A 24,082-nucleotide genomic window follows, 5' to 3' on the forward strand; every position below is an offset into this window, starting at 1 on the left:
CGCCCACGCTTTCGGGATGGCGTCCGAACTCCCTCCACACCGTCTCCTCATCGGCTCCACAGCGGGCGGCTACAAGCGGGCGGCGTGTTGGGTGGATCGGCCACCGCTCTCCGCGGAAGATCGCTCCATCGGTGACCTAAAAGGAGGAGGCATGAGGATCAAGGTCGGTGTGATCGCCCTGGCAAGCGTGCTCGCGGTGGGCATGGGTGCACTCGGGCAAGCCAAGTTGGAGTCGTTTCCGCAAGGGACGACGACAATGGCCTTCCGCATCGTGGCCGAGGACTTGAGCGAACCCCAGGCCCTCGAGCTCCAGGTGATCGCCCACCCGGACGGGACCTACACGGTGCGGATGGTGCTCGAGGCCAGCGGGACGGCGGACCAGCTGTCGGCGTTCGGGTTCGTGTTCGGGGCCGCGGGGCTGCTGTATGGGGGAGGGCAAGACGTGAGCCTCGCCGCGCTCCAGACCCTGATGGACCAGCGCACCCGTCTCCAGGAGGGCCAGGAGTACGCCCTCCCCGGCGGGGGATCGTTTACCGACGTCGCCTTCGTGACCATCGCTGGCGTGCAGTGCATCGAGGGCACGATCGTCGATCCCCGCGCTCCAGATGCCAAGACCACCGTGGCGTTCAGCCTCTCCCACCCGGTGTACACGACGCCGCGGGTCTTCGTCGAGCGGCGGCGGGACGGACGCTGGCAGACGGTCTTCTCGCTGGAACTGGTCGGGTACACGTTCGTCGCGGGATGAGATCAACGATGCCTCTGCTCGACCTCCGGGGGATCACCAAGGTGTACCCGCTCGGCAAGACTTCAGTGCACGCGCTGCGGGGGGTGGATCTCACCATCGAGAGGGGGGAGATCGTGGCCGTGATGGGCCCGTCCGGGTCGGGCAAGTCCACCCTGATGCACATCCTGGGGGCGCTCGACACGCCGACGGGCGGGGTGGCCCTGCTGGACGGGCAACCCCTGCACGAGCTCTCCGAGCACCAGCTCGCCACCCTGCGCGGCCGCAAGGTCGGGTTCGTGTTCCAGACGTTCAACCTCATCCCGACGCTATCGGCGCAGAGGAACGTGGAGCTGCCGATGATCTTCCTCGGGGTCCCGAAGCGGAAGCGGGCCGCCCGGGCGCGGGAGCTCCTGATCAAGGTCGGGTTGGCCGATCGTGTCCACCATAGGCCGAACGAGCTCTCCGGCGGTGAGCGGCAGCGCGTCGCCATCGCCCGCGCCCTGGCGAACGACCCGGAGATCATCCTCGCCGATGAGCCCACCGGGAACCTCGACTCGGAGACGGGGGCAACAATCCTCGCTCTCCTCAAGAGCCTGAGCACTGCGGATGGGAAGACCGTCGTCCTCGTGACCCACGATCCCGACGCGGCCCGCATCGCGGACCGCATCGTACGCATGCGCGACGGACGCGTGATCGAGGAGATGTCCCATGGTTCGTGACTTCATGGCGTTGGCGGGATCGAGCATCCTCCACCGTCGGGTTCGCAGTTGGCTGACCGTGATCGGCGTCTTCATCGGGATTACGGCTGTGGTCGCCCTGATCTCGATTGGGCTGGGCCTCGAGCGGACCGTCAGCGACGAGGTGGCGAAGGTGTTCGGCGTGGACACGTTCCTGCTTGCCCCCCAGCGGATGTCCGATGCCGGGCGCAGTAACGGCCTCGCTCAGTACACGCTCGACCTCGAGTGGTTGCGCACGGTGGACGGTGTGGCCACGGCCGCGGCGGTGCGGCAGCGTACGGCGTTCGTGGAGGGACAGGCCGGCCCGGATGGACGCGTGACCCAAGGGTTCCTCCCCGTCTTGGGCCTCTCCCCCGAGCTGATCACGTCGTTCCCATCGTTCATCGGCCCGCTCGAGCTCGAACCCGGCGGGCGCCTGTTCGGCGAGGACGAGACCCTCGTCGCGGTGCTGGGGAGGGATGTCGCAACCCGACTGCACGTGGAGGTGGGGCAGACCATCGTGATCGCGGGGGATGGGGACAAGCCGGAGCTCACACTCACGGTGATCGGGATCGTAGCACCGTCCGCCGAACCGTCACAACAAGGGTTTGCCAGTGGCGTCTCGCCAAGTGGCGATACGATCTACGTCCCCTATGACACGATGGATCTCTTGTGGGGACCAGCCAACGACGTGCTCACCACCCTCGTGCGCACCGAACCGGGACGCGATGTGGACGAGGTCGCCGCGCGGGTGCAGTTGGAGCTGCGGGCACGGGGGTCGGAGGTGGCCGCGGTGACCTCCAGCGACATCAGCAGCGCGATCGGGACGGTGACCTCCACCGTGAGTGCGTTCCTGGCCGGGATCGCCGGGATCTCCCTCCTCGTGGGGGGGGTGGGGGTGATGAACACGATGTACACCTCCGTCCTCGAGCGCACGAAGGAGATCGGGATCATGAAGGCGGTCGGGGCAAAGAATAGCCATATCCTGTCCATCTTCCTGATCGAGTCGGGGCTGATGGGGCTCGTGGGCGGGATCGTGGGCACGCTCCTAGGGGTCGGGGTCAGTTCCCTGGCCTCGGCCGTGATCGGGCGGATCTTCGATGTTCGGGTGGCCGTGGTCGTGAGCCCATCGCTGATCGTGGCCACGCTGGCCGGGGCATTCGCCCTCGGCGCGGTCGCCGGCCTGTGGCCCGCGTGGCGGGCGGCGAAGCTGCCGGTGGTGGACGCGCTCCGCTACGAGTAGGCGGGCCGCGTTCGCGTCCTACGCAAGGAGGAAGGCCATCCGACCGGAGCGGTGGCCGCCGCGGTGCCTGGTGGTCGCGCTCGCCCTTCGCGGCGCGGCGGATGGGGTTGTGGCGGTGTGGCGTCCAGCCCCTGAGGGGCCAGAACCGGCTGCGGTGAAGGGTATCCCGGACGCGTGGATCTCCCCTTCCCCCGGGGCCGAGGCCACGGCCCCCATCCCGCCCGGAGGGGGGCCCCATGGCCCGGGTCGAGCCGGGAGGCGAGCGGGCCATCCTCGCCGGGGGAAGCCGAATCGTCGCCGCCACCTACCGCCTTCCCAGCGCCGGGGATGCTGTGCTGCTCGTCCGAGGGCGTAATTCCTCGGTGCGCGGGTCGGGGAGGGAACTGACTCCCGATACGTATCCCGCTCAGGCTATTCTCCCAACGAATTTGAGCTCGTCCCCTGACCTGCGGGGGGATCTTGATCGACCGCGACCTTGATCCGCCCCCGCCTCAGGCTGAGGAGGCCCCGCCGCACGAGGAGTTGCACTCCGATCCCCACGAGGACGAGGTCCACGAACCTGAACACGACGTTAAACGCCACCCCGCCGCTCGCGGGGATCCCGAGGAGCGTGAAAATCGCCACCCGCCCCCCATCGGTGAGCCCGAACCCGCCGGGCGCAAACCACAGGAAGGCGTTCACGAAAACGCTCAACGTGAAGTAGAGCGAGAGCTGGGGGAACGTGAACAGGGCACGCTGGGTGGAGAAGAAGAAGATCTGCGGCCGGATGTAGTTGAGGAAGACCGTGAGGAGCTGGAACCCGAGCGCGAGGAAGGTGAACCCCCGGTATTGGGTGAACGCGCGATGGATCTCGTCCTCCATGTCCGCGACGTGCGCCGCCGCGCGGAGGACCCGCTGCCGTCCGGGGAGGAATCGTGCCGTCCACGCAACCACGCCCGATAGCCAACGCGCGTTCCGGGTTAGGGGGATGAGGGCAACGACGAGGAGCAGGGCCAGGGTCCCGAGGGCGACCGCGATCGCTCCCCTTTCAGCGGCCGGGATTTGCGGGGCGGCCACCGCGAACACGGCGCCGATTGAGGCGAACGCGATCATGGCGAATCCGGCCAGGATTCGTTCCACCACCACGGTGGCCATCACCCGGGCCATGGGGACGCCCTGATCGCGGGCGACCCAGTAGGCGCGCACCGGTTCGCCACCGAGGTAGGCCGACGGAGTGAGGTACGTGACCGTGAACCCAGCGAGCAGCGGGGGCACGATGTGGCGGAACGAGGTGGCGATCCCCGCCCCCCGGAGGAGGGAGTACCAGCTCAGGGACCAGGCCAGCATTGACGCGACCACGCATAGCACCACGGCCAGGAACCCCATGATCCCCATGCGCACGATCTCCGCGAACACCTGCGCCGGACCGCTGAAGTAGATAAGGAGCCCGAACAGGGCGATGCCGCCGACCACGAAGACGAGGAGAGCGATCCAGCGCAGGGTGGCCCAACGCGAGCGCGGCGGTCGGGGATCGATCATGCGCCCCTCGCCTGTCGGAGGAGAAGCTCAAGCGCGGCCTCGCACGCCGACCAGCGGTTCCCGTCGCGCGATCCGCGGAAGCGGTGCTCCTCGACCCAGATCCCGGTTGGGGCGGCGAGGGCGACGTATACGAGGCCCACCGGCTTGTCCGGCGTCCCGCCGCCGGGCCCGGCGATCCCGCTGATGGCGAGCGCGTAGTCGGCGCTGAGCCGCTCCCGCGCGCCGCGGGCCATGGCCTGGGTGCACTCCGCCGATACCCCCCCGTGGTCGGCGATGATCTCCCGGGGCACCCCAAGGAGCCTCGTCTTGGCCTCGTTGTGGTAGGCGATGATCCCGCCGCGGAAGTACACCGATGCCCCGGGGACTGCGGTGATCCGCTGACCGAGGAGCCCGCCTGTGCACGACTCGGCCACGGCGAGCGTTCGGCCCTGTGCCCGGAGCACGTGGCCTACTTCGATCTCAAGCATCCCCACTCCCATCCCATCCGGTCAGCTACCATTCCTTCTAAGTTTCCTCTCCGATCCGGGTCCGTGCAACCGGATCCCTTGCCCGATCCCCGGCCGATGACTATCATCCTCCCCTACGCTGCGAGGGAGCCGATGGCTGGTCATTCCAAATGGGCGAACATCAAGCACCGGAAAGGGGCGCAGGACAAGAAGCGGTCCAGCCTCTTCTCCCGCATCACGCGGGAGATCATCGTCTGCGCTCGGCAGGATCCCAACCCCGAGACCAACGTCACCTTGGCCGCGGCGATCGAACGGGCTCGCGCCGCGAACATGCCCAAGGACAACATCGAGCGGGCGATCAAGAGGGGCGCGGGAAACCTGGACGGGGTTCAGTATGCCGAGGTGACCTATGAGGGCTACGGCCCAGGGGGGGTGGCGATCCTGCTGCGCGCGCTCACCGATAACCGGAACCGCACCGCGGCGGCGGTGCGCCATATCTTCGAGGGCCACGGGGGAAGCCTCGGGGGTGAGGGGAGCGTGGCCTGGCAGTTCGACCGCCGCGGGGTGGTGGAGGTCATCCCCGGGGATGCTGATCGGGAGGGGCTCGTCCTCGTTGCGGCCGAGGCCGGGGCGGAGGACTTCCTGGACGAGGGGGAGACCCTCACCTTCTACACCCCGTCGAGCGCGGTGGCTGCGGTGCGGGACGCGCTGAAGGGACAGGGAGTGACCGTGACCCGCGCCGAGATCGCCCTTGTCCCCAAAACCACCGTGCGGGTGGAGGGGAAGGACGCGGAGAGGCTCCTCAAGCTCATGGATGCGCTTGACGAGGAAGAGGACGTCCAGGAGGTCGTGGCGAACTTTGACATCCCGGACGAGGTGTTGGTGCAGGTCGAAGGAGGCTAGATGCGAGCTGTGGCGGTGGCGCTGGCGGCGGTGGTCGGGGTGGGCATGGTGGGGTGGGCCCGGCAGGAGCCGAACCCGATCCCGCTCATCCACGGGATCGCTTCGTTCGCGATCCCCGGCCTCGGGCAGTACCTCAACGAGGAGTACGATAAGGCCCTCACCCACTTCGCGGTGGACGTGGCGCTGGTCGTCGGAGGAGGGTACCTGGCCGCGATCCTGCCCTACCCCGGGTTCTCCCTGTACTGGGGCGTGGGCGTCGTGCATGCCCTGTGGGCGTTCTATTCGGGCTGGGACGCGTATCAGGTCGCGCTGCAGCGGGAGGGGATCTCCCTCGAGGTCTCGCCGACGGGGTTCGCGGTCCGCTTCTAGGGGGCCGGAAGTTCACGAGCGGATCCGGAAAGCCCCACCGCAGCCCAGCGAGGAGGGCGATGCTCGCTAGGGTTCGGGAGGCGATCCGCCGGTACGGGCTCCTTGGCCCAGGGGAGCGCGTCCTCGTCGCCGTGTCCGGGGGAGCGGATTCGCTGGCCCTCCTCCATGCCCTCGACCGTCTGCGGGACGAGCTCTCGCTCACCCTCACCGTGGCCCACCTCGACCACGGGATCCGGCCGGACACGGCGGAGGACCTCGCCGTGGTGCAGGGGGCGGCGATGGGCCTTGGCTTGCCCCTCATCTGCGACCGGGTGGATGTGCCGGCCCTCGCGCGGGCAACGAAGATCAACCTGGAGGAAGCTGCCCGCCTTGTGCGCCGGGAGTTCCTCACGCGGGCGGCGCGCGAGGTGGGTGCGGGGAAGATCGCCCTCGGCCATACGCGAACCGATGTCGCGGAGACCGTCCTCCTCCACCTCCTCCGCGGCGCAGGCCCTCGCGGGCTCAGGGGGATCCTCCCGTCCACACCTCCCTACATCCGTCCCCTCATCCTCCTCTCCCGGGAGGAGACGCGCTCCTTCTGCGCACGGGAGGGGATCCCGTTCCGCGACGACCCGACGAACGAGGACCGGAGCCTCCTGCGGAACGCGATCCGCCACGACGTCCTCCCCATCCTCTCCCGCCGCAACCCGCGGGCCGAGGAGGCCCTCGCTCGGGCAGCCGGGCTCCTCGCTGAGGCGGAGGAGGCCTTGGCCTGGGCGGCGGACCTCGCTCACGCTGAGGCCTCTCGGGAGGATGGCCTCGACCTCGAACTCCTCCGCTCCCTCCCGCGCAGCGTGCAGACCCTCGTCGTCCGGCGGGCAGGGGAGGAGGCCGGGGTCAGCCTCGCCCAGCGCCACGTTGAGGCGGTGGTGGAGGGGATCCGGCGCGGGCGGGGCGAGGTCCACCTCCCCCACGGGCTATCTGCGCGGATCGGAAGCGGGGTGCTCCAGTTCGGTTCCCCCGATCGGGGCCTCGCCCTCCCGTCGGCGTGGGAGGTGCCCGGCGAGGGAGAGGCGGTGATCGGGGAGCTCGGGTGGGCGTTCTCCTTGCGCCGCATCCCGCGGCCCCCGCGCCTCGTCCCGCCGAACCCGTTCACCGCCTACCTTGATCCCCACCGGCTCGCCCCCCCCCTCCTCGTGCGCACGCCGCGGCCGGGGGACCGCCTGCGCCCGTTCGGCCTTGCGGGGACGAAGCGGGTGCGCGATCTCCTCATGGAGGCCCACATCCCGCACTGGGAGCGGGGACAGTGGCCCCTCCTCTGCGACGGGGTGGGCATCGCGTGGGTGGTGGGGGTGCGCCCAAGCGAGGATCATCGGGTGGCGATGGAGACGGACGAAGTCCTGCGGGTCGAGGCGAGACGGCTGTGACCACGTTCCTCCTCTTCGTGGGGACGATCCTGTTCCTCGTGGGGATCCACGAGGGAGGGCACTTCCTCGCCGCGAAGGGCTTGGGGATCGCGGTCGAGGAGTTCGCGCTCGGGTTTGGGCCGCCGGTGTGGGCGCGCCAGCGTGGGGAGACGCGGTACAGCGTTCGTATTTTCCCCCTCGGGGGGTTCGTGCGCCTCGCCGGCGAGTCGGAGGCGGCCACCGAGGTCCCGTTCGAGCGCACCTACTACGGCCAGCCCGCGTGGAAGCGGTTCGTGCTCTCCCTGTGCGGCCCGCTGGCGAATGTCGTGCTCGCCGTGGCGGTGGCGGTGGGGGCGATCCTCGGGTTTGGCCTCCCGCGGCCTCAGGTAGCAGGCCTCGTCCCGGGGAAGCCGGCCGCGGAGGTGCTCCAGGTGGGGGACGTGATCCTCGCCGTCGGCGGCCGCCCAGCGTGGGCCACCGACGACGTGGGGGCGAGGATCCGGGCCCTCGCTCCCCAGCCCGTGCCGTTCCGCATCGAGCGGGGAGGGGAGGAGATGGAGGTCACCATCACCCCCACGTTCTCGCCCGCCGACGGGCGGTACCTCGTTGGGGCGTACTTCCTCCCCCAGATCGTGCTCGCGGAGATCGAAGCGCTCTCCCCAGATGCCCCCCTCGCTCGGGCCGGGTTCGCGCCGGGCGACCGGATCGTCTCCGCCTGCGGGGAACCTGTGAGCTCATTCTATGATCTGTACGCAATTTGGGAGGACGGATGCCGGGAGACGGTGGTGGACCGGGCGGGCGACCGGCTGGACCTCCCCCTCCCGGATTCGGTGGACGATCTCCTTGAGGGGACCTCGTTCCGCACGCTTGCCCCCCGCTACGAACGTCCGGCCCCTGCAGAAGGGGTGGTCCTCGCGTTCCGACAGATCGCGGACGCGATGGTGGGGTTCGTCGCAACGATCCGCGGGCTCATCACTCGTTCTATCCCCGCTGGGGAGGCGGTCGCAGGCCCAGTGGGGATCGCGGCCCTGTTGGGCGAGGGCATGCGGGCGGGGCCGGTCGTGCTCCTCCTCCTCGTGGCCTTGATCAGCCTCAACCTCGCCCTGTTCAACTTGATCCCCTTCCCCGCCCTCGATGGGGCCCGGACGGTGTTCGCCCTCTACGAGATGGTCACCCGGCGCAAGGTCTCGCCACGGGTGGAGATGGTGGTGCACGCGGTGGGGTTCGCGATCCTGTTTGGGCTCCTCATCCTGATCACGTTCCAGGATCTCCGCCGCCTGTTCGGATGATGAGGGCCACCGCCCACGCGCCGATCCCCTCCCCTCGGCCGAGGGCGCCTATCCCCTCCGGTGTGGTCGCCTTCACGGACACCGCACTTACGTCAGCGCCGAGCACCGCCGCGATCCGCTCGCGCATCGTCGGAACGTAGGGGGCGAGGACCGGCCGCTCTGCCACCACTACCGCGTCCACCTGCTGAGGCTCGTACCCCGCCGCGGCGAGCAGGGCGATGGTGCGGCGGAGGAGTTCGAGGGAGGAGATCCCCTCGTAGGCGGGATCGGTGGTGGGGAAGTGGTGCCCGATGTCGCCCAAGGCCGCCGCCCCAAGGAGGGCGTCGCAGAGTGCGTGGAGAAGGACGTCGGCGTCCGAATGGCCGTCCAGGCCGAGACTATGGGGGATCACGACCCCGCCGAGGATGAGGTCGCGCTCCGGGGCGAAGCGGTGGAAGTCGATGCCGAGGCCTATCCGGATGTCCATCCCTCTCCCAATGCCTCGTCTACGATCTGCCGGGCGAGGGCGGGGGAGAACCCGCGCCGGAGGAGGAACGCCGCCGCCCGGTTGCGGGCGACGTCGGGGGCGAGATTCTGCCAGAGGGGCATCCGCGCGGCGAGGGCACGGCGGGCGAGGTCCGCCTCCGTGAGGTCCGGTAGCGCCGCGAGGGCGGCCTGATCTGCGAGCATGGCCTCCACCCCCCGCTCCCGCAGCTCCTGAGCGATCAACCGCCGCGCGCAGGGTCTGGACAGGACCCGATCCTCAGCGTAGAGGCGGGCGAACAGGGCATCGTTCACGAGGCCCGCGTCCTCTGCATACGAGAGCGCGGCCCGCGCGACCTCGGGGGGGAACCCCTTCGCCGCGAGGCGCCGCCGCACCTCGGCCACGGTCCGGGGGCGATACGTTACAAGTCGCTCCACATAGGCCTTGGCCGCTGCCTCATCCTTCGCGCTCACGGGGCGTCGGCTCCGGCAGGCCCGCCTTCTTCCGGATGTCGCGGATGATCTGGTCGGTGAGGTCGGGGTTGTCGCGGAGGAACTGGGCCGCCTGGGCGAGACCCTGGCCGAGGCGGGTGTCGCCGTAGGAGTACCAGGAGCCGGAGCGGGTGATCACGTCCAACTCCACCCCGCAGTTGATCGCGTCCCGCTCGCGGACGATCCCCTGGCCGTAGATCACGTCGAAGCTCGCCTCACGGAATGGGGCGGCGACCTTGTTCTTCACCACCCGCACGTGGGCCTTCATCCCCACGCGGTCATCGCCCTCGGCGATCTTTCCCTCGGCCCAGATGTTCATCCGCACCGATGCGTAGAACTTGAGGGCCCGGCCGCCGGAGGTGGTCGTGCCCGGTCCCCACGGCCCGGACTGGATCGTGGACCGGATCTGGTTCACGAAGATCGCCACCGTTTTGGACTGGGCGATCGCCGCGGCGAGCTTCCTCATCGCCTGGGACATGAGCCGGGCCTGGAGCCCGACCTGGGCATCGCCCATCTGCCCCTGGAGCTCGGCCTCCGGCACGAGGGCGGCCACCGAGTCCACGGTGATGATGTCCACCGCGCCGGACCGCACGAGCTGCTCCATGATCTCAAGGGCCTGCTCGCCTGAGCTCGGCTGGGAGAGGAGGAGGTGGTCGAGGTCAACGCCGATCGCGCGCGTGTAGTTGGGGTCGAGGGCGTGCTCGGCGTCGATGAACGCCGCCGTGCCTCCGAGCTTCTGCGCCTCGGCGACGATGTGGAGGGCAAGCGTCGTCTTCCCCGATGCCTCCGGTCCGAAGATCTCGATCATCCGCCCCCGGGGGACGCCCCCCACGCCGAGGGCGATGTCGAGGGCGAGCGACCCGGTCGGGATGACGTCCACGCCTGTGGCGATCGGTTTCTCGCCCAGCCACATGATCGCGCCCTCGCCGTAGGACTTCTGGATCTGCTTCAGGACATTGTCGAGCACTTCTCGCTTTCCCATGGACCGCCTCCGCTAGGTATCGTAATGGCCATTACCTTCGTTGGCAAGGGGGCTCCGGGGACACGCGACGGGACCGCGCCATCTCGTTCCTTGATCTGGGGGGAGGGATGCCTATAATTCGTTCATTGCGTGCGCTCCGAATGCGCCCCCCCGAGAAGAAAAGGCGGTGGCATGAGCGAAGACAACCCCTACTCCACCCATCCCTGGATCCGCCATTACCCGGAAGGGGTCCCGGCCCGGGTGGAGACGCCCGCCGTGCCGGTGTGGACCCTCCTCGACCGAGCGGCCGCGGCATTCCCCCGCCGGACGGCCCTCCACTACTATGGGGCCAACCTGCCCTACCGCGAGCTCCGCGAGCAGGCGGATGCGTTCGCAGCCGGCCTGGTGGAGCTCGGCGTGCACGGGGGGGACCGGGTGGCGCTGTACCTCGTCAATAGTCCCCAGTTCGTGATCGCCTACTTTGGGATCCTCAAGGCGGGGGCGGTCGTGGTGCCGGTGAGCCCCGTCTACTCGAGCTCGGAACTCGCGTTCCAGCTTGAGGACAGCGGGGCGAGCTACGTCGTGTGCCAAGACCTCCTCTACGGGAACCTCGAGCGGTCTGGTGTGCGCCTGAATGGGGTCATCGTCACCGGAGCCCACGAGTACCTTCCCGCCCTGAAGGGGGTGTTCGCGAAGAAGCCCCCGCTCCCCACGGGCCCCGGCGTGCACCCGTTCCAGAAGCTCCTCCGGGGGAGGGAGAGCGCGTTCTCCGCCCCGTCTCTTGATCCGACCACGGACCTCGCGATCCTGCCGTACACGGGTGGGACATCGGCCCAACCGAAGGGCGTGCAGCTGACCCACGCCAACCTCGTCGCCTGCGCGGCCCAGCTGCGGGCGTTCTTCCCGGACCTCACTGAGGGCGGGGAAGTGGTCGCGGCCGCGCTTCCCCTGTACCACATCTACGGCCAGGTCGCGATCCTCCTCGTCGGGGTGACCCTCGGCGCGACCATCGTCCTGTTCACCTCGCTCGACCTGGGGCAGATCCTCGCCACCATGGACCGGGAAGGCGTGACCGTGTTCTACGGTGTGCCGTCGCTGTACGAGGTCCTCCGCAACCACCCGAAGACGACGTGGGTCAACTGGAAGAAGATGAAGATCCTCGTGAGCGGGGCCGACGCCCTGCCCGAGGCGACGGCTGCGGGGTGGGAGGAGCGTACCGGGAAGCCGATCCTCGAGGGGTTCGGAATGACGGAGACGGCCGGGGTGAGCCACGTCAACCCCCCGGCCCGCATCAAACGCGGGTCGTTTGGGATCCCCCTGCCCAACGTGGACGCTGTGGTGGCCGATCCCGAGGGAGGCGCTTACCTTCCTGTCGGCGAGGTGGGGGAGCTCCTCCTCTCCGGCCCCAACATCACCGCGGCCTACTGGAACCGCGCTGAGGAGAACAAGCGAGCGTTCCGCGAGGCCCACGGAAAGCGGTGGCTCCGAACGGGGGACCTCGTACGGATGGACGATGAGGGGTACTTCCATTACTACGCCCGCACCAAGGACCTCATCAAGTACCGCGGGTTTTCGGTGTTCCTGCGGGAGATCGAGGAGGTGCTGACCGCCCATCCGTTGGTGAAGGCGGCCGGCGTGATCGGGGTCAAGGACCCCAAGGTCGGCGAGTACCCGATGGCGTACGTGGTCCTGCGGCCGGAGGCCCGCGGCCGGGTGACGGAGGCCGATATCCGCGACTACCTCAAGGAGAGGCTCGCCCCGTACAAGGTGCCGAAGGTCGTGGAGTTCCGCAGCGAGCTCCCCAAGACCGATGTTGGGAAGGTATCGCGACGCGATCTCCGCGAGGAGCTGGAGGGGATGTGACGGAGCACTTCTTCGCGGTCGCGAACCTCTCGAAGCGGTTCGGGGGCCTGGAGGCGGTGCGGCGGGTGAGCTTCTCCGTGGGTCCGCAGGAGATCGTGGGCCTCATCGGCCCCAACGGGGCGGGCAAGACGACGGTTGTGCGGTTGATCATGGGCCTCCTGCGTCCCGACGAGGGCAAGGTCCTCTGGAAGGGGGAGGACATCACCCGCCTTCCGACGTGGAAGAGGGTGGTACGGGGGATCACGGGCACGTTCCAGAACAGCCGTCCCATGAAGCAGCTCCCCTTGATCGCCAACGTGATGGTCGCCCTCCACAACCCGCGCCTGGCCCGCCAGGGGGAGTGGGTGAAGACGGTCGAGGCCCGGGCCCTCGATGCGCTCGAGTTCGTGGGGATCTCCGATCTCGCGCTCACCCCCGCGTCGGCCGTGTCCCAGGGCGATCTCAAGCGGCTCGAGATCGCCCGGGCCATCGCCACCGAGCCCGAGCTCCTCATCCTCGACGAGCCGTTCGCCGGCCTCACCCAGGCCGAGACGCGGCTCCTCGCAAACTCCATCCACCGCCTGCGGAAGGGGGGCCGGTTTGGGCGCCTCCACAGCGAGGGGTGCGCGATGATCATCGTCGAGCACAAGCTGTCGGAGCTGATGAGGATCGCTGACCGGATCGTCGTCATGCATTTTGGGGAGGTCCTCGCGGATGGCCCTCCCGAGCAGGTGGTGCAGGACCCGCGGGTGGTGGAGGCCTACCTGGGCCGGGTGGGGGCGCACCTGCCGGGGGGGTTCTGATGTTCCAGGCGATCCAGGCCCACGAGCTGTCCGTCTCCTACGGGACGGCCCTCATCCTCCACGACGTGGGGCTGGAGGTGCGCGACGGGGAGCTGGTGACCGTCGTCGGCCCCAACGGGGCGGGCAAGACGACCCTCCTCCGGACCCTCGCCGGGCTTGTGTGGTGGGAACAGCACGCGTTTCGGCACGAGGACGTGCGGCTGAGCGGGCGGGTCTGGTTCCACGAGGAGCGCATCGATCACCTGCCCGCTCACGAGATCGCCGCCCGCGGCCTCATCCTGTGTCCGGAGCGGCGCCGGCCGTTCCGGGAGATGACGGTGCGGGAGAACCTCATGGCGGGGGCGTACCTCGTGCGCAGCCGCCGCGAGGTGGCCGCGCGCTTGGCCGAGGTCCAGCGCCTGTTCCCGATCCTGTGGGACCGGGCCCCCCAGCGGGCGGGCACCCTCTCCGGGGGAGAGCAACAAATGCTCGCGATCGGCCGCGCCCTCATGAGCGGCCCGAAGCTCCTTCTCATCGATGAGCCCTCCACCGGACTTGCCCCCGTGGTGAAGGAGCCCTTGTTCGCGCGGATCCGCGAGGTGAAGGAGCTGGGGATCGCGGTGCTCCTCGTGGAACAGGATGCGGCGATCAGCCTCTCCATGGCCGACTGGGGGTATGTCCTCTCCCAGGGGAGGGTCGTGGCGGAGGGCCCGCCGGAAAACCTTCTCGTGGATGAGGTCGTGCGCCGCTCGTACCTCGGGCTCTAGTCCCGGAGCTCGGCCCCGCACGCCCGGCACGTGCGCCGAGTGGCGACGTTCCGCACCCGGCAGCTCGGGCAAACCCGCTCAATCCGGTCCCGGACCCACGTCGTGACTCCCTGGGGCATGAACCGGAGGATGAACAGCACGATCAGGGCGAAGATGAGCATCCGGTACTGGGGGAGGACCACGTGCAGGAGATCGAGAGCGGGGAAGAGGATGAACGCGCCCGTGACCGGTCCGTAGACCGTGGCTGCCCCGCCGAAGATCGTCCAGATGATGGGCTGAAAGGACATGAACAGGTCGAGGTTGCTCGGGCCGGCGATGCGGGTGACGTGGGCGTACAGCGCTCCCGCCACCCCCGCGGTGAACCCCGAGATCGCGAACGCGAGGAGCTTGTAGCGGATCGTGTTGATCCCGAGGGCCCGCGCCGCTACCTCGTCCTCGCGGATCGCGTGGAAGATTAACCCCACCCGCGACCCCGCGATCCGCCACAGGATGAACACCACGACGAGCATCGTCCCCACGATCAGGTAGTACTCCCCGACCCGCGTCGCAGCGAGCCGCGCGATGCGCCAGATCCCACCCTCACCGCCGGAGAAGCCGGGGAACATGAACACAAGGCCGGTGAGCATGAGCGGGAACGCCAGCGTGGCCAAGGCGAGGTAATGCTTCCGCAGGCGGAGACAGGGGATGCCCACGGCGAGCCCGGCGACGGTCGCGGCCACCGCGCCCAACGGGACGGTGAGGGAAGGGGGGAGGCCGAGGTGAAGGCCGAGGAGGGCGGTTGTGTACGCCCCCGTTCCGAAGAACAGGGCGTGACCGAGGCTGATCTGGCCCGCATAACCGGCGAGGATGTCCCAACTCGTGGCGTAGATCGCGAACACGGACGCGAGGATGAGCATGCGGAGGAGGTACGGGTCCTGAGTGAAGAGGGGCAGGATGAGCAGCGCGATCACGAACGCGACGGCGATGATCCGCGTCGGGAGGACAAACACCTCGGCCCGAAGGGAGTGGAGGAACGAGCGCAGGTAGTGCACGCTACCGTTCCTCGGCGATGCTTGCCCCGAACAGGCCCTCGGGCCGGACGAGGAACACGCAGACCATGATCAGGAGAGCGACCGCCGTCCGCAGGTACGAGCCGCCGGGGACGAGGAACACCACCACCACCTCCGCGAACGCAAGGATCACGGCTCCGATCAGGCTTCCCTTCAGGCTCCCCAGCCCACCCAAGACGACCGCGGCGAGCACGATCACCAAGGGGTGCATCCACATCTGGGGTTCGACCGGGGACAGGGGCGCGATCGCCGCCCCGGCGAGCGCGGCGAGGAGGAACCCCAGCGCCATCACGATGGCTGTCACCCGGTTCACGTTGATCCCCATCAGGTTCGCCACCTCGCGATCCTGGGCCGCGGCGCGGATCGCCAGCCCGAGCCGCGTGTGGGAGAGGAGGAGCCACACCCCGGCGAGGCACACCCCAGCTAGAACGAGGGTCGCCATCTCCTGGTTCCCCACCCGCACCCCGGCGATGAGGGTGTAGCCGGGGAACGCGGGAGGCACATGCCGCAGCTCGCTCCCGAAGACCGCCATCGCTACCTCCTGGAGGAGGATCGCTGTCGCGAGGGTGGTGATGAGCACCGTCGCCTCCACCTCGCGTACGGGTTCGATGAACACCTTGTAGATCGCAAGGCCAACCGCCATGACCCCCACCGCAGTGAGGGCTGTCGCTACGGGCATCGCTAGCCCGACCTGGACGAGGTAGAAGATCCCGTACGCTGCGATCATGTAGAACGCAGTGTGGGCGAGGTTGAGCACGCGCCCGACCCCGAACACGAGCCCGAACCCAAGGGAGAGCATGGCGTAAACGCCGCTGTGGACGAGACCGTTGACGAGGATGTCGGCGACCATGGTGAGAAGGGGCCCCCGCCGGGGCCCCTCCGTACGTTTCTAGCTCCCGCTCGCCCGCCAGTGGGCCTCCACCCACGGCGGGATCAGGTAGGGGACCGTCCCCGGAGCGCTGATCACGAGGTCCGGCGCGGTCACGGGATCCGGCCGCCATTCCTGTGGCCAGAACGCCTTCGGCGCCCCGTCCTGCCACTGCACCCCGATCGCCGTGGTGTAGCCAGGCCCCCACGTCACATCGTGCACCTCGTCGAACACGAGGCGCCCGATCGTCGCGACGTAGTCGGTGGACTCGAGGGCCTGGATCACGGCATCGGTCTCAAGCGAGCCCGCCCTCTGGATCGCGTCGGCCAGAACATAGATCGCATCGTAGGTCCCCGCAGTATAGATCGGGAGCTCGCCGAACCTCGCCCGGAACGCGTCCACGAACGGGAGTGTCTTCTCTGTGACCGCCACCCCATCGGCGTAGATCCCCACCGTAGCGGCATAGGCCCCGAACCCCCCGGTGGCATCGAGCCAGCTCTGGGCTTGGGCCTCAACGTTGATCCCCACCGCGGCAACGGGAATCTGGAGGCGCCCCCAATCGCGGCCGAATACGACCCCCACCGGGCCGGAAAACACGGTGAACACGATGTGGGCGCCGGACCGCTCCACCGCCGTCAGCTCCGCGGCGACGCTCGTCGCGAGCGCGGACGGTCGCCACGTGCCGACGTGCTTCCCACCCAGCCCGCCGAGGGCGAGGGGGGTGTTCGCCATCAGTTGGACGAAGGTGACGATCGAGTTCGCCCACGCAGCCTGCTCAGCGACGATGGCCACCTTCGGCTCCGCGATCCCCAGCTCGCGCCGGAACTCCTCCATCACCTCGCCGAGGAGGATGAACGCGACGCGGGCGAGGGAGGTGGAGGGCACCGGCGTGACCCGAAACAGGTACTTGTAGCGGTTGTAGTCCTTATCCACCCGACCCGCAAGCAGGGCATCGTCCGATGCCCCGGCGATCATGAAGATCTTCTTGTAGTCGGCCGCGACCTCGGTCATGGCGAGCATCGCCTCCGTGCGGAACCCGCCAACGAGGAAGTCCACCTTCGATGCGGTGATCGCCCGTTCTACGGCGCTCACCGCGTCGGGCCCCGGTTGCATCTCGTTCGAGTCCACGCGCACGAGCTCGAGGGTGTACGTCGTCCCGCCCACGGTGATCCCACCGGCGGCGTTGATCTCCTCGGCTGCGAGCGTGGCCCCCTGCCAATGGTGGGCGCCCTGGATGTACGTCATCGGCCCCACCACGCCGATGCGGATGACCTGCCCGGATGCGCCCATCCCCACCACGGATAGCGCAACCAAAAGGTAGCAAATGAGGGATCTCACTTCGGACACCTCCCGAAACAGAAGATGAACTACAGTGTAGCCCGCATCACGGTTCCGTCAAGCGCGGAATTCTCCCGGCCAGAACGCGCTCGTACAGGGCGCAGTATTGCCGAGCCGGGACGGCCCAGGAGTGGTCCTCGCCCATCCCGCGCACCATCAGCCGTCGCCAGGCCCCGCGATCGGAGCGCCACAGGCGCACCGCTCGGCTGAGGGCGGACAGCATCGCCTCCGCCGTGTAGTCGGTGAAGGTGAACCCGTTCCCCGAATCCGTGACCGGATCGTAGTCGTGGATCGTATCGCTGAGCCCGCCCGTGGCGCGGACGACCGGCACCGTGCCATAGCGGAGGGAGTAGAGCTGGTTCAGACCAGCGGGCTCGAACCGCGACGGCATGAGGAACAGGTCCGCCCCCGCCTCGATGCGATGGGCCCACTCTTCGGAGAACTGGATGAGGGCCCGCACGCGCCCCGGGTAGCGCCGCTCCGCGCCCCGGAAGAACGAGGCGTACCGGGGATCCCCCTCCCCCAGGACGACGAATTGGATCCCGAGAGCCATCATCCGCTCGAACGCCGTGAGGACGAGATCGAACCCCTTCTGCTCAGCGAGGCGGGACACCATCGCGACGAGCGGGCCGTCCGCCGGGGCGAGGCCCAGCGCGGTTTGGAGGGACCGCTTGTTCTCGTACTTTCCGCTCGGGTCCGCCGCCGAGTAGGGAGCCCACAGGTGGGGATCCGAGCTAGGATCCCACACGACGGTGTCGATCCCGTTCAGGATCCCGGTGAGCTGGTCCCGCCTCGCGCGGAGGACCTCCTCCAGCCCCTCGCCCTGAGTGAGGATCTCGCGCGCGTAGGACGGGGAAACGGTGGTGATCCAATCCGCGGCCTGGATCCCGCCCTGGAGGAGGTTGATCTGGTCCCCTCTCGTCACGAGTTGCCAGCCGACGCTGTTCAGGCCAAGGTTCTCTCCCCTCGCCCGCGGGAACGATCCCTGGTAGGCGAGGTTGTGGATTGTGAGCACCGATCTCGCCGGAGCAGCCAGTTCCGCGCGGAGGTACACCGGGATGAGGGCGGTGTGCCAATCGTTGGCGTGGACCACGTCGGGAAGCCACCCACTGGCCGGACCGAGGTCGAGCGCGGCCCGCGCCAGAAACGCGAACCGTTCCAGCTCATCGGGGTAACCCCCGCCTCCCTCGCCGTAGATCCCCGGGCGGTCGAACAAGGGATCGCACCCCAGGGCGTACAGCGGGACCTCGCTTCGGGAGAGAGAACCTCGGAACGCCTGGCAGGTCCGTACCTCGCCCCCCACGGCGACGGGGAAGGTCGCGACGGGGGTGAGATTCCCCGCCCTCTCCGTCACCATGCGGTACTTCGGGGTTACCACCGCGATCTCCACCCCGAGGTCGGCCAGGGCCCGCGGCAGGGCAGCCGCGACATCCCCCAACCCCCCCACCTTGGCATACGGGGCCACCTCTGCGGAAACGAACAGAACGCGCATCGCACACCTCCACCATGATCATAAAAAGACGGTCCGCTCGCGGCGGACCGTCGGCGTAGCCGATGCGAACGGGCTCCTCCGTCAGCGGTCCTCGGTCACTTCCACCGTGAACCGCCACACCCCAAGGAGGGCGGACGCAGGGTCACTGCCCACGTACACCGGGATCTCCAGGTCGTAGGAGGCGAGGGTCCACGGCGCCGCGAGGGTCAGGGTGTGTTCCCCTACATCGGGGTGTTCATCGCCCTCCTTCGCCCGCAGGGTGAGGGAGAGGTGCTTCTCTTCGCCCGTGTAGAGGACGAGGGGGAGCTCTTCCCGAACGATCTCCTTCTCCTCCCCGTTCAGGGAGTAAGTGAGGGTCCACGTTCCCTCCCCCCCCGGTTCCTCAAGGAGGGAGATCGAGGTGAGGGTGACGCGGAACGCAAGGGTTGGAGCGGGGGGCTCAGGCGTCGGCTCTGGTTCGGGCTCTAGCTCTGGCTCCGGAGCGGGCGCAGGGGTGAGCGTCGGGGCCTCGTCGCGGCCTGTCCCCCCTACCTCAAAAGGGGCCTTCCCTCCTGCCGCGGGTTCGGTGGCCGGCGCGGAGTCATCCTTCCACAGGATCGCCGTCTGCACGCCCTCCCGGTTCCCGTAGAGGTCGAGCGCGTAGTACTCGATCCGGTACGGCCCCTCCGGTCCGGGGACCATGAACGGTTCAGTGTAGGACCGCCAGTCGCCGCCCTCGATCCGGTAGAAGATGTTGGCCATCCCGGATGCGTCGTCTGCTCTGAGCTCGAGCTTCGTCCGCGACGTGATCCACAGCTTCCCGTCCGGGGCGAAGTAGTGGGGGCCGTCCGCCACGATCCGCGTCACCGGGGGTTCGATGTCGAGGTAGATGACAAGCTGTTTCGTCCTCTCCTGGTTCCCGAGCTTGTCCACGGCGTAGTACTCCATCCGCACCATCGCCCGGTCGGGGAGCGGGAACGGGTCGCCGTAGGTCAGCCACTGCCCCTCGTCGAGGCGGTAGAAGATCTTGTCCACACCGACCCCGATGTCGGTGGCGACAAGCCGCACGAGGGTCCCCGGGGCGAGGGCGACGATGCCCCGCTCCCCGAGCGCCGCGAGGTCCAGGGTGCTCAGACGGGTCGCCCCCGCGGGGAGGCTCACCGGCGGCTCCATGAGCGGGTACAGGTCGGGGACGAGTTCGTACGGGGTATCCCCGATCCCGTTCTTATCGAGGTCGGTACCGCGGTAGTCGGACCAGTAGTTGCCGCGGCCGTCCTTGAACCACTGGTTCGGGACGCCCTCCGTGCGGGCGGGGAACCCGCAGTTCACGATGCTGTTCCCGTAGATCGTGTTCCCCTGGGCCGCCGGCCCGAGGACGATCCCGTGATCGCAGTACCCGATCGCGTTCCCGGTGATGACGGTCCCCGAGGTGACGAGGAGGTGGATCCCCACCCGGCCCCCGAACACGGCCGTGCCCTCGATCCTCCCGTTCCGCACGTTGGAGAGGAGGATCCCCGCCTTCTCGAGCGGGTAGCGGATCTGGCAGTCGCGGATCACGAAATGGGCCCGCGTCCCGTCCACGTAAATCCCGTAGTCGTGGCCGCGGGTATCGATGATCCACCCCTCGATGATGTAGGGGTCCTCCGGTGTGCCGGCACCCTTGACGACCCCGTTCTCCCAGGTGAACTGGGCATCACCGTAGATGTAGATCGGCCCGTGGGGCGCCCATCCTTGGCCCCAAGCGATGGCCGTGCCAAGGGCCATCGCTACCAGCATCACGGTCAACTTACGCATGGTCTCCCTCCTTGGGATGAATGCACTGCAGGGATGGTACCCCGCCATCCACGTTCTGTCTGTGATCGGTGCCACGCTCCGCCGCGGTTCGCCCTCGGGTGGGCGTTCCCGCTAGCCGAGGCTCCGCTGCCCGAGGAGATCGGCGAGGAGGGGGGGGAGGACCACGGTCCCGTCTCGCTGCTGGTTCTGCTCGAGGAGCGCCGCGAACAGGCGCGACGTGGCGAGGGCCGAGCCGTTCAGGGTGTGAACGAACCGGGGCTTGCCCCCGTCGGCGGGTCGGTAGCGGATGTTCCCCCGCCGGGCCTGGTACTCCTCGCAGTTCGAGCAGGACGAGACCTCGTAGTAGCGGTCCTGGCCGGGGAGCCACACCTCGACGTCCACCGTCTTCGCCGCCTGCTGAGCGAGGTCCCCTGCCGGGAGGAGGGCGACCCGGTAGTGGAGCCCGAGCCTCTGCAGGATCGTCTCCGCCTGGCGCACGATCTCGTCGAGGGCAGCGTAGGAATCCTCCGGGGTTGTGTAGTGGAACAGCTCGACCTTGTTGAACTGGTGGACGCGGATCAGCCCCCGCTGTTCCTCCCCGTACGCCCCCGCCTCGCGGCGGAAGCAGGGGGTGTAGGCGACGTAGCGTCGCGGGAGGTCACTTTCGGCGAGGATCTCGTCCCGGTGGAGGTTGACGAGGAGGGCCTCCGCGGTTGGGTTGAGGTAGAGGTCATCGTCGGGGCAAGCGTAGACCTCAGACGCGAACTTCGGGAACTGGCCCGAGGTCACGAACGACGGCCGGTTGGCGAGGATGGGGGGGAGGACCGGGGTGTAGCCATGTTCGCGCACGTGGAGCTCGAACATCCAGTGGAGGAGGGCGAACTCAAGGCGCGCTCCCGCCCCTACATACATCGGGAACCGCGCGCCGGTGACCTTGGCCGCTCGCTCCAGGTCGAGGAGCCCTAGATTCTGGGCGAGGGCGACATGGTGCTCGGGGGGGAACGCGAATTTCGGTTTCTCCCCGAACGTGCGGAGGATGACCTTCTCCTCCTTCATCCCCTCCGGGACCGACTCGTGGGGGAGGTTGGGGAGGGAGAGGAGCTGGGCTTCGAGCTCCTGCTCCACCACCTGGAGGCGGGCCTCGACCTCCTTCCGCTCCGCGGCCACCGCGCGCATCTTCGCCAGCACCGGATCCCGCTCCGCGGGGCGACCATCCCGTCCGAGGGCGGCGATCCGCTCCGAGGCTTCGTTCTGCTGTCGGCGGAGGTCATCCGCTCTCTGGGAGAGGGAGCGCCGCTCCTCATCGAGGGCGAGGAGCGGGGCGAGGTCGAGCGTGGGATCGCGGCGGCGGAGCCGAGCAAGGACCCCTTGGGGATCGCTGCGGATGAGACGTAAGTCGAGCATGGGCAAAGTGTACCCGTGTCTGCAGGTCGTTCCACGCAGAAGGAGCTGTCGTGAATCGCGATGGATTGCCCGGTACCATGGACCTGCCATGAAGGCGATCCTTTACTCGAAGGCGCTCTACTCGACGTGGATCTACTACGCCCCGGACCGGATCCTGTTCGACTGCGGGGAGGGCGTGAGCTCGTGCCTCGAGAACCGGGTGTTCGCGATCAAGCACGTCTTTCTCTCCCACGGTCATGCCGATCACATCTCGGGCCTGATGAGCCTCATCAACATCCGCAACAACGCGATGGGGGATCATGAGAAGGAGCTCCGCATCCATTATCCGGCGGGGAGCCATTTCGTATCGGAGCTCATCCACTACTTCGCCCGTACGAACCGCAATCTCCAGTACGACCTGGAATGGATCCCCCTCCAGGCCGGCGATCGGGTGACCCTCCTCGCCGGACGGATGCCCCGCTTCATCGAAGCGTTCGGGACGATCCACGCCCGCGGTGAGCCATCGCTCGGGTACAACGTGTGCGAGGTTCGGCGGCGCCTTAGGCCCGAGTTTCGCGATCTGGCCCAGGAGGAGATCGTGGCCCTCGTCCGCGCGGGGAAGCGGGATGAGATCTCCGAGGAGTACACGCAGTACCTCATCTCCTACGGCGGGGACTCGGTTCCCCTCAACCCAACGTCGGTTCGAGGGACAGAGGTCCTCTGCCACGAGGCGACGTTCCTTGCCGAGGAGGACCGGAAGGAGTACAAACACGCGACCCTGTGGGAGGCAGTGGAGGTCGCCCGCAAGGCGGAGGTCGAGAAGGAACTGATCGTGTACCACCTCTCCAGCCGGTACCGGGGAGAGCTCACCGCCGTCGCCCGCGAGATCGAGGGGATGGGCCTTCCGTTCAAGGTCCGCCTCATCCCACCGGGCGAGCTGGTCGAGATCGAGTGAAGGGGGACGCATGGCACGCAAGTACATCCGAGTGACGACCGAGATCCCTGGCCCGAAGTCCAAGGCGGCGCTGTTCCGCAAGGAGAGGTACGTCGCCAAACCCCTCGCCCCCCTGGCGCCGTTCTGCGCGGCGCGCGCCGATGGCCCTGTGGTGGAGGATCTGGATGGGAACAGGTTCCTCGACTTCTCGGGCGGGTGGGGGGTGATGAACGTCGGGCACAACCACCCCAAGGTCGTGGCCGCGGTCCAGGAGCAAGCTGCGCTGACCCTGCACACGGATTTCACCTCTGTCCCCTACGAGCCGTACGTGGACCTGGCGAAGAGGCTAGCGGAGCTCGCCCCGGGGCCGACCCCGAAGAAGTGTGCGTTCTTCAACTCCGGCGCCGAAGCCATCGAGAACGCGGTCAAGATCTCCCGCGTCGCCACGGGGCGCAAGGCGGTGCTCGTGTTCGACTACGCGTTCCACGGGCGAACCCTCCTCACGATGACGATGACCCACCGGGCGATCCCGTACAAGGCGGGGTTCGGGCCGTACGCCCCGGACGTGTACCGGCTGCCCTATCCCTACCCGTACCGGTCCCCGATCGCGATGGCGGCGATCGAACGGCGGATGCTGTCGCTCGTGGACCCCCAGGAAGTGGCGTGTGTGGTCGTGGAGCCGGTGATCGGGGAAGGGGGGTTCATCGTCCCCCCGCCCGAGTTCCTCCCCTTCCTGCGCGAGCTCTGTGATCGGCATGGGTTCCTCCTCGTGGCGGACGAGGTCCAGTGTGGGGTCGGGCGGACGGGGCGGTTCTTCGCCTGCGAGCATGCCGGAATCGAGCCAGACCTGATCTGTGTGGCGAAGTCCATCGCCGGGGGCCTGCCTCTGTCCGCGGTGGTCGGGAAAGCCGAGGTCATGGATGCCCCCATCCCCGGCTCGCTCGGATCCACCTACGGCGGGAACCCGGTGGCGTGCGCGGCGGCCCTTGCCGTGCTCGACGTGATCCAGGAGGAAGGGCTCCTCGCCCGCGCTGACCACATCGGGGAGGTCCTGATGCGCGAGCTCCGGGCCCTCGAGCGCACCTACCCCGTGATCGGCGATGTGCGGGGGCTGGGGGCGATGGTCGGGATCGAGCTCGTCCGCGACCGCAAGTCCCGCGAGCCGGCCCCTGAGGAGACGAAGCGCGTCCAAGGCGAGGCCCTGAAACGCGGGGTGATCTTCCCTACCGCTGGCCTGTACGGGAACGTGGTCCGATTCCTCGTGCCCCTCACGATCCCCGACGACGCCCTCCTTGAGGGGATCGCCGTCCTCGGGGAGGCGTTCGCCGCCGCGGCGAAGTAGCCCGCCCTGGGGTCCTGCGGCAGGG

General features: G+C 68.5%; 23 protein-coding genes. 12 read left to right on the forward strand and 11 right to left on the reverse strand.

Features of this window, described 5'->3' with window-relative positions:
- The first annotated feature begins 151 nt into the window (after nt 1–151).
- Genes BARAN1_RS04080 through BARAN1_RS04090 form a run of 3 tightly spaced genes read left to right on the forward strand, consistent with a single transcriptional unit; the run spans nt 152 to nt 2,683 of the window.
- Nucleotides 152–745, forward strand: coding sequence for a hypothetical protein (locus BARAN1_RS04080; protein ID WP_122031138.1), 594 nt, complete (start codon nt 152–154; stop codon nt 743–745).
- Between the two features lie 8 nt (nt 746–753).
- A complete protein-coding gene (locus BARAN1_RS04085) occupies nt 754–1,443 on the forward strand; it encodes an ABC transporter ATP-binding protein (protein WP_320410381.1) in 690 nt (229 codons plus the stop codon).
- On the forward strand, nt 1,433–2,683 hold the full coding sequence (locus tag BARAN1_RS04090) for an ABC transporter permease (protein ID WP_122031140.1): 1,251 nt from the start codon (nt 1,433–1,435) through the stop codon (nt 2,681–2,683). The genes BARAN1_RS04085 and BARAN1_RS04090 overlap by 11 nt, the downstream gene beginning before the upstream one ends.
- A gap of 411 nt (nt 2,684–3,094) precedes the next feature.
- Here the strand turns inward: BARAN1_RS04090 and BARAN1_RS04095 are convergent, their stop codons facing one another.
- A complete protein-coding gene (locus BARAN1_RS04095) occupies nt 3,095–4,201 on the reverse strand; it encodes a lysylphosphatidylglycerol synthase transmembrane domain-containing protein (protein WP_122031142.1) in 1,107 nt (368 codons plus the stop codon).
- Nucleotides 4,198–4,668, reverse strand: coding sequence for a CinA family protein (locus tag BARAN1_RS04100; protein WP_420196448.1), 471 nt, complete (start codon nt 4,666–4,668; stop codon nt 4,198–4,200). The genes BARAN1_RS04095 and BARAN1_RS04100 overlap by 4 nt, the downstream gene beginning before the upstream one ends.
- Nucleotides 4,669–4,800: 132 nt before the next feature.
- Between BARAN1_RS04100 and BARAN1_RS04105 the strand changes: the two genes are divergently transcribed.
- From BARAN1_RS04105 to rseP, 4 genes are read left to right on the forward strand one after another with little or no spacing between them, the layout of a single operon-like run.
- Nucleotides 4,801–5,550, forward strand: a complete 750-nt coding sequence (locus BARAN1_RS04105; RefSeq protein WP_122031147.1) for a YebC/PmpR family DNA-binding transcriptional regulator — start codon at nt 4,801–4,803, stop codon at nt 5,548–5,550.
- Nucleotides 5,551–5,919: a hypothetical protein gene (locus tag BARAN1_RS04110; protein ID WP_122031148.1), complete on the forward strand. Its 369-nt coding sequence runs from the start codon at nt 5,551–5,553 to the stop codon at nt 5,917–5,919. It abuts the gene before it with no gap.
- 59 nt (nt 5,920–5,978) lie between these two features.
- Entirely contained in the window at nt 5,979–7,325 is a 1,347-nt protein-coding gene (tilS, locus tag BARAN1_RS04115) for a tRNA lysidine(34) synthetase TilS (protein WP_122031150.1), read from the forward strand.
- Nucleotides 7,322–8,593 (forward strand): RIP metalloprotease RseP, encoded by a 1,272-nt coding sequence (rseP, locus tag BARAN1_RS04120; RefSeq protein WP_157959459.1) that lies wholly within the window; start codon nt 7,322–7,324, stop codon nt 8,591–8,593. Before tilS ends, rseP begins: the two co-directional genes overlap by 4 nt.
- Here rseP and ispF read toward each other — a convergent pair.
- From ispF to recA, 3 genes are read right to left on the reverse strand one after another with little or no spacing between them, the layout of a single operon-like run.
- Nucleotides 8,559–9,053, reverse strand: a complete 495-nt coding sequence (ispF, locus tag BARAN1_RS04125; protein WP_122031777.1) for a 2-C-methyl-D-erythritol 2,4-cyclodiphosphate synthase — start codon at nt 9,051–9,053, stop codon at nt 8,559–8,561. The two genes, rseP and ispF, sit on opposite strands and share 35 nt — an antisense overlap.
- The gene (locus BARAN1_RS04130; protein WP_122031155.1) at nt 9,044–9,529 is read right to left on the reverse strand and encodes a regulatory protein RecX; all 486 of its coding nucleotides are present in this window, start codon (nt 9,527–9,529) and stop codon (nt 9,044–9,046) included. Before BARAN1_RS04130 ends, ispF begins: the two co-directional genes overlap by 10 nt.
- Nucleotides 9,513–10,529, reverse strand: a complete 1,017-nt coding sequence (recA, locus tag BARAN1_RS04135) for a recombinase RecA (RefSeq protein ID WP_122031157.1) — start codon at nt 10,527–10,529, stop codon at nt 9,513–9,515. Before recA ends, BARAN1_RS04130 begins: the two co-directional genes overlap by 17 nt.
- Before the next feature lie 171 nt (nt 10,530–10,700).
- Here recA and BARAN1_RS04140 point away from each other — a divergent pair, with 171 nt between their 5' ends.
- The 3 genes from BARAN1_RS04140 to BARAN1_RS04150 are packed head-to-tail and all read left to right on the forward strand — an operon-like array spanning nt 10,701 to nt 13,899.
- Complete coding sequence (locus tag BARAN1_RS04140; protein ID WP_122031159.1) at nt 10,701–12,371, forward strand: AMP-binding protein; 1,671 nt, start codon at nt 10,701–10,703, stop codon at nt 12,369–12,371.
- The gene (locus BARAN1_RS04145; RefSeq protein ID WP_122031161.1) at nt 12,368–13,153 is read left to right on the forward strand and encodes an ABC transporter ATP-binding protein; all 786 of its coding nucleotides are present in this window, start codon (nt 12,368–12,370) and stop codon (nt 13,151–13,153) included. Before BARAN1_RS04140 ends, BARAN1_RS04145 begins: the two co-directional genes overlap by 4 nt.
- Nucleotides 13,153–13,899, forward strand: coding sequence for an ABC transporter ATP-binding protein (locus tag BARAN1_RS04150; protein WP_122031163.1), 747 nt, complete (start codon nt 13,153–13,155; stop codon nt 13,897–13,899). The genes BARAN1_RS04145 and BARAN1_RS04150 overlap by 1 nt, the downstream gene beginning before the upstream one ends.
- Here BARAN1_RS04150 and BARAN1_RS04155 read toward each other — a convergent pair.
- The 6 genes from BARAN1_RS04155 to serS form a co-directional block, all read right to left on the reverse strand.
- Complete coding sequence (locus BARAN1_RS04155) at nt 13,896–14,930, reverse strand: ABC transporter permease subunit (RefSeq protein ID WP_122031165.1); 1,035 nt, start codon at nt 14,928–14,930, stop codon at nt 13,896–13,898. The two genes, BARAN1_RS04150 and BARAN1_RS04155, sit on opposite strands and share 4 nt — an antisense overlap.
- Nucleotide 14,931: 1 nt before the next feature.
- Entirely contained in the window at nt 14,932–15,798 is an 867-nt protein-coding gene (locus BARAN1_RS04160; RefSeq protein WP_122031167.1) for a branched-chain amino acid ABC transporter permease, read from the reverse strand.
- A 39-nt stretch (nt 15,799–15,837) separates the two neighbouring features.
- Nucleotides 15,838–17,154 (reverse strand): ABC transporter substrate-binding protein, encoded by a 1,317-nt coding sequence (locus tag BARAN1_RS04165; protein ID WP_231944238.1) that lies wholly within the window; start codon nt 17,152–17,154, stop codon nt 15,838–15,840.
- Between the two features lie 46 nt (nt 17,155–17,200).
- Nucleotides 17,201–18,646, reverse strand: coding sequence for a glycogen synthase GlgA (glgA, locus tag BARAN1_RS04170; RefSeq protein WP_122031169.1), 1,446 nt, complete (start codon nt 18,644–18,646; stop codon nt 17,201–17,203).
- 81 nt (nt 18,647–18,727) lie between these two features.
- Nucleotides 18,728–20,419 carry a right-handed parallel beta-helix repeat-containing protein gene (locus BARAN1_RS04175; protein WP_162297748.1) on the reverse strand — a complete coding sequence of 564 codons (1,692 nt, stop codon included), beginning with the start codon at nt 20,417–20,419 and terminating at the stop codon, nt 18,728–18,730.
- Nucleotides 20,420–20,530: 111 nt separating this feature from the next.
- The gene (gene serS / locus BARAN1_RS04180) at nt 20,531–21,802 is read right to left on the reverse strand and encodes a serine--tRNA ligase (RefSeq protein ID WP_122031174.1); all 1,272 of its coding nucleotides are present in this window, start codon (nt 21,800–21,802) and stop codon (nt 20,531–20,533) included.
- An 88-nt stretch (nt 21,803–21,890) separates the two neighbouring features.
- Here serS and BARAN1_RS04185 point away from each other — a divergent pair, with 88 nt between their 5' ends.
- Entirely contained in the window at nt 21,891–22,736 is an 846-nt protein-coding gene (locus BARAN1_RS04185; RefSeq protein WP_157959460.1) for an MBL fold metallo-hydrolase, read from the forward strand.
- 10 nt (nt 22,737–22,746) lie between these two features.
- Complete coding sequence (gene gabT / locus BARAN1_RS04190) at nt 22,747–24,057, forward strand: 4-aminobutyrate--2-oxoglutarate transaminase (RefSeq protein WP_122031176.1); 1,311 nt, start codon at nt 22,747–22,749, stop codon at nt 24,055–24,057.
- Nucleotides 24,058–24,082: the final 25 nt, after the last annotated feature.

It is taken from the genome of Candidatus Bipolaricaulis anaerobius, assembly GCF_900465355.1.
Classification (GTDB): Bacteria; Bipolaricaulota; Bipolaricaulia; order Bipolaricaulales; family Bipolaricaulaceae; genus Bipolaricaulis; species Bipolaricaulis anaerobius.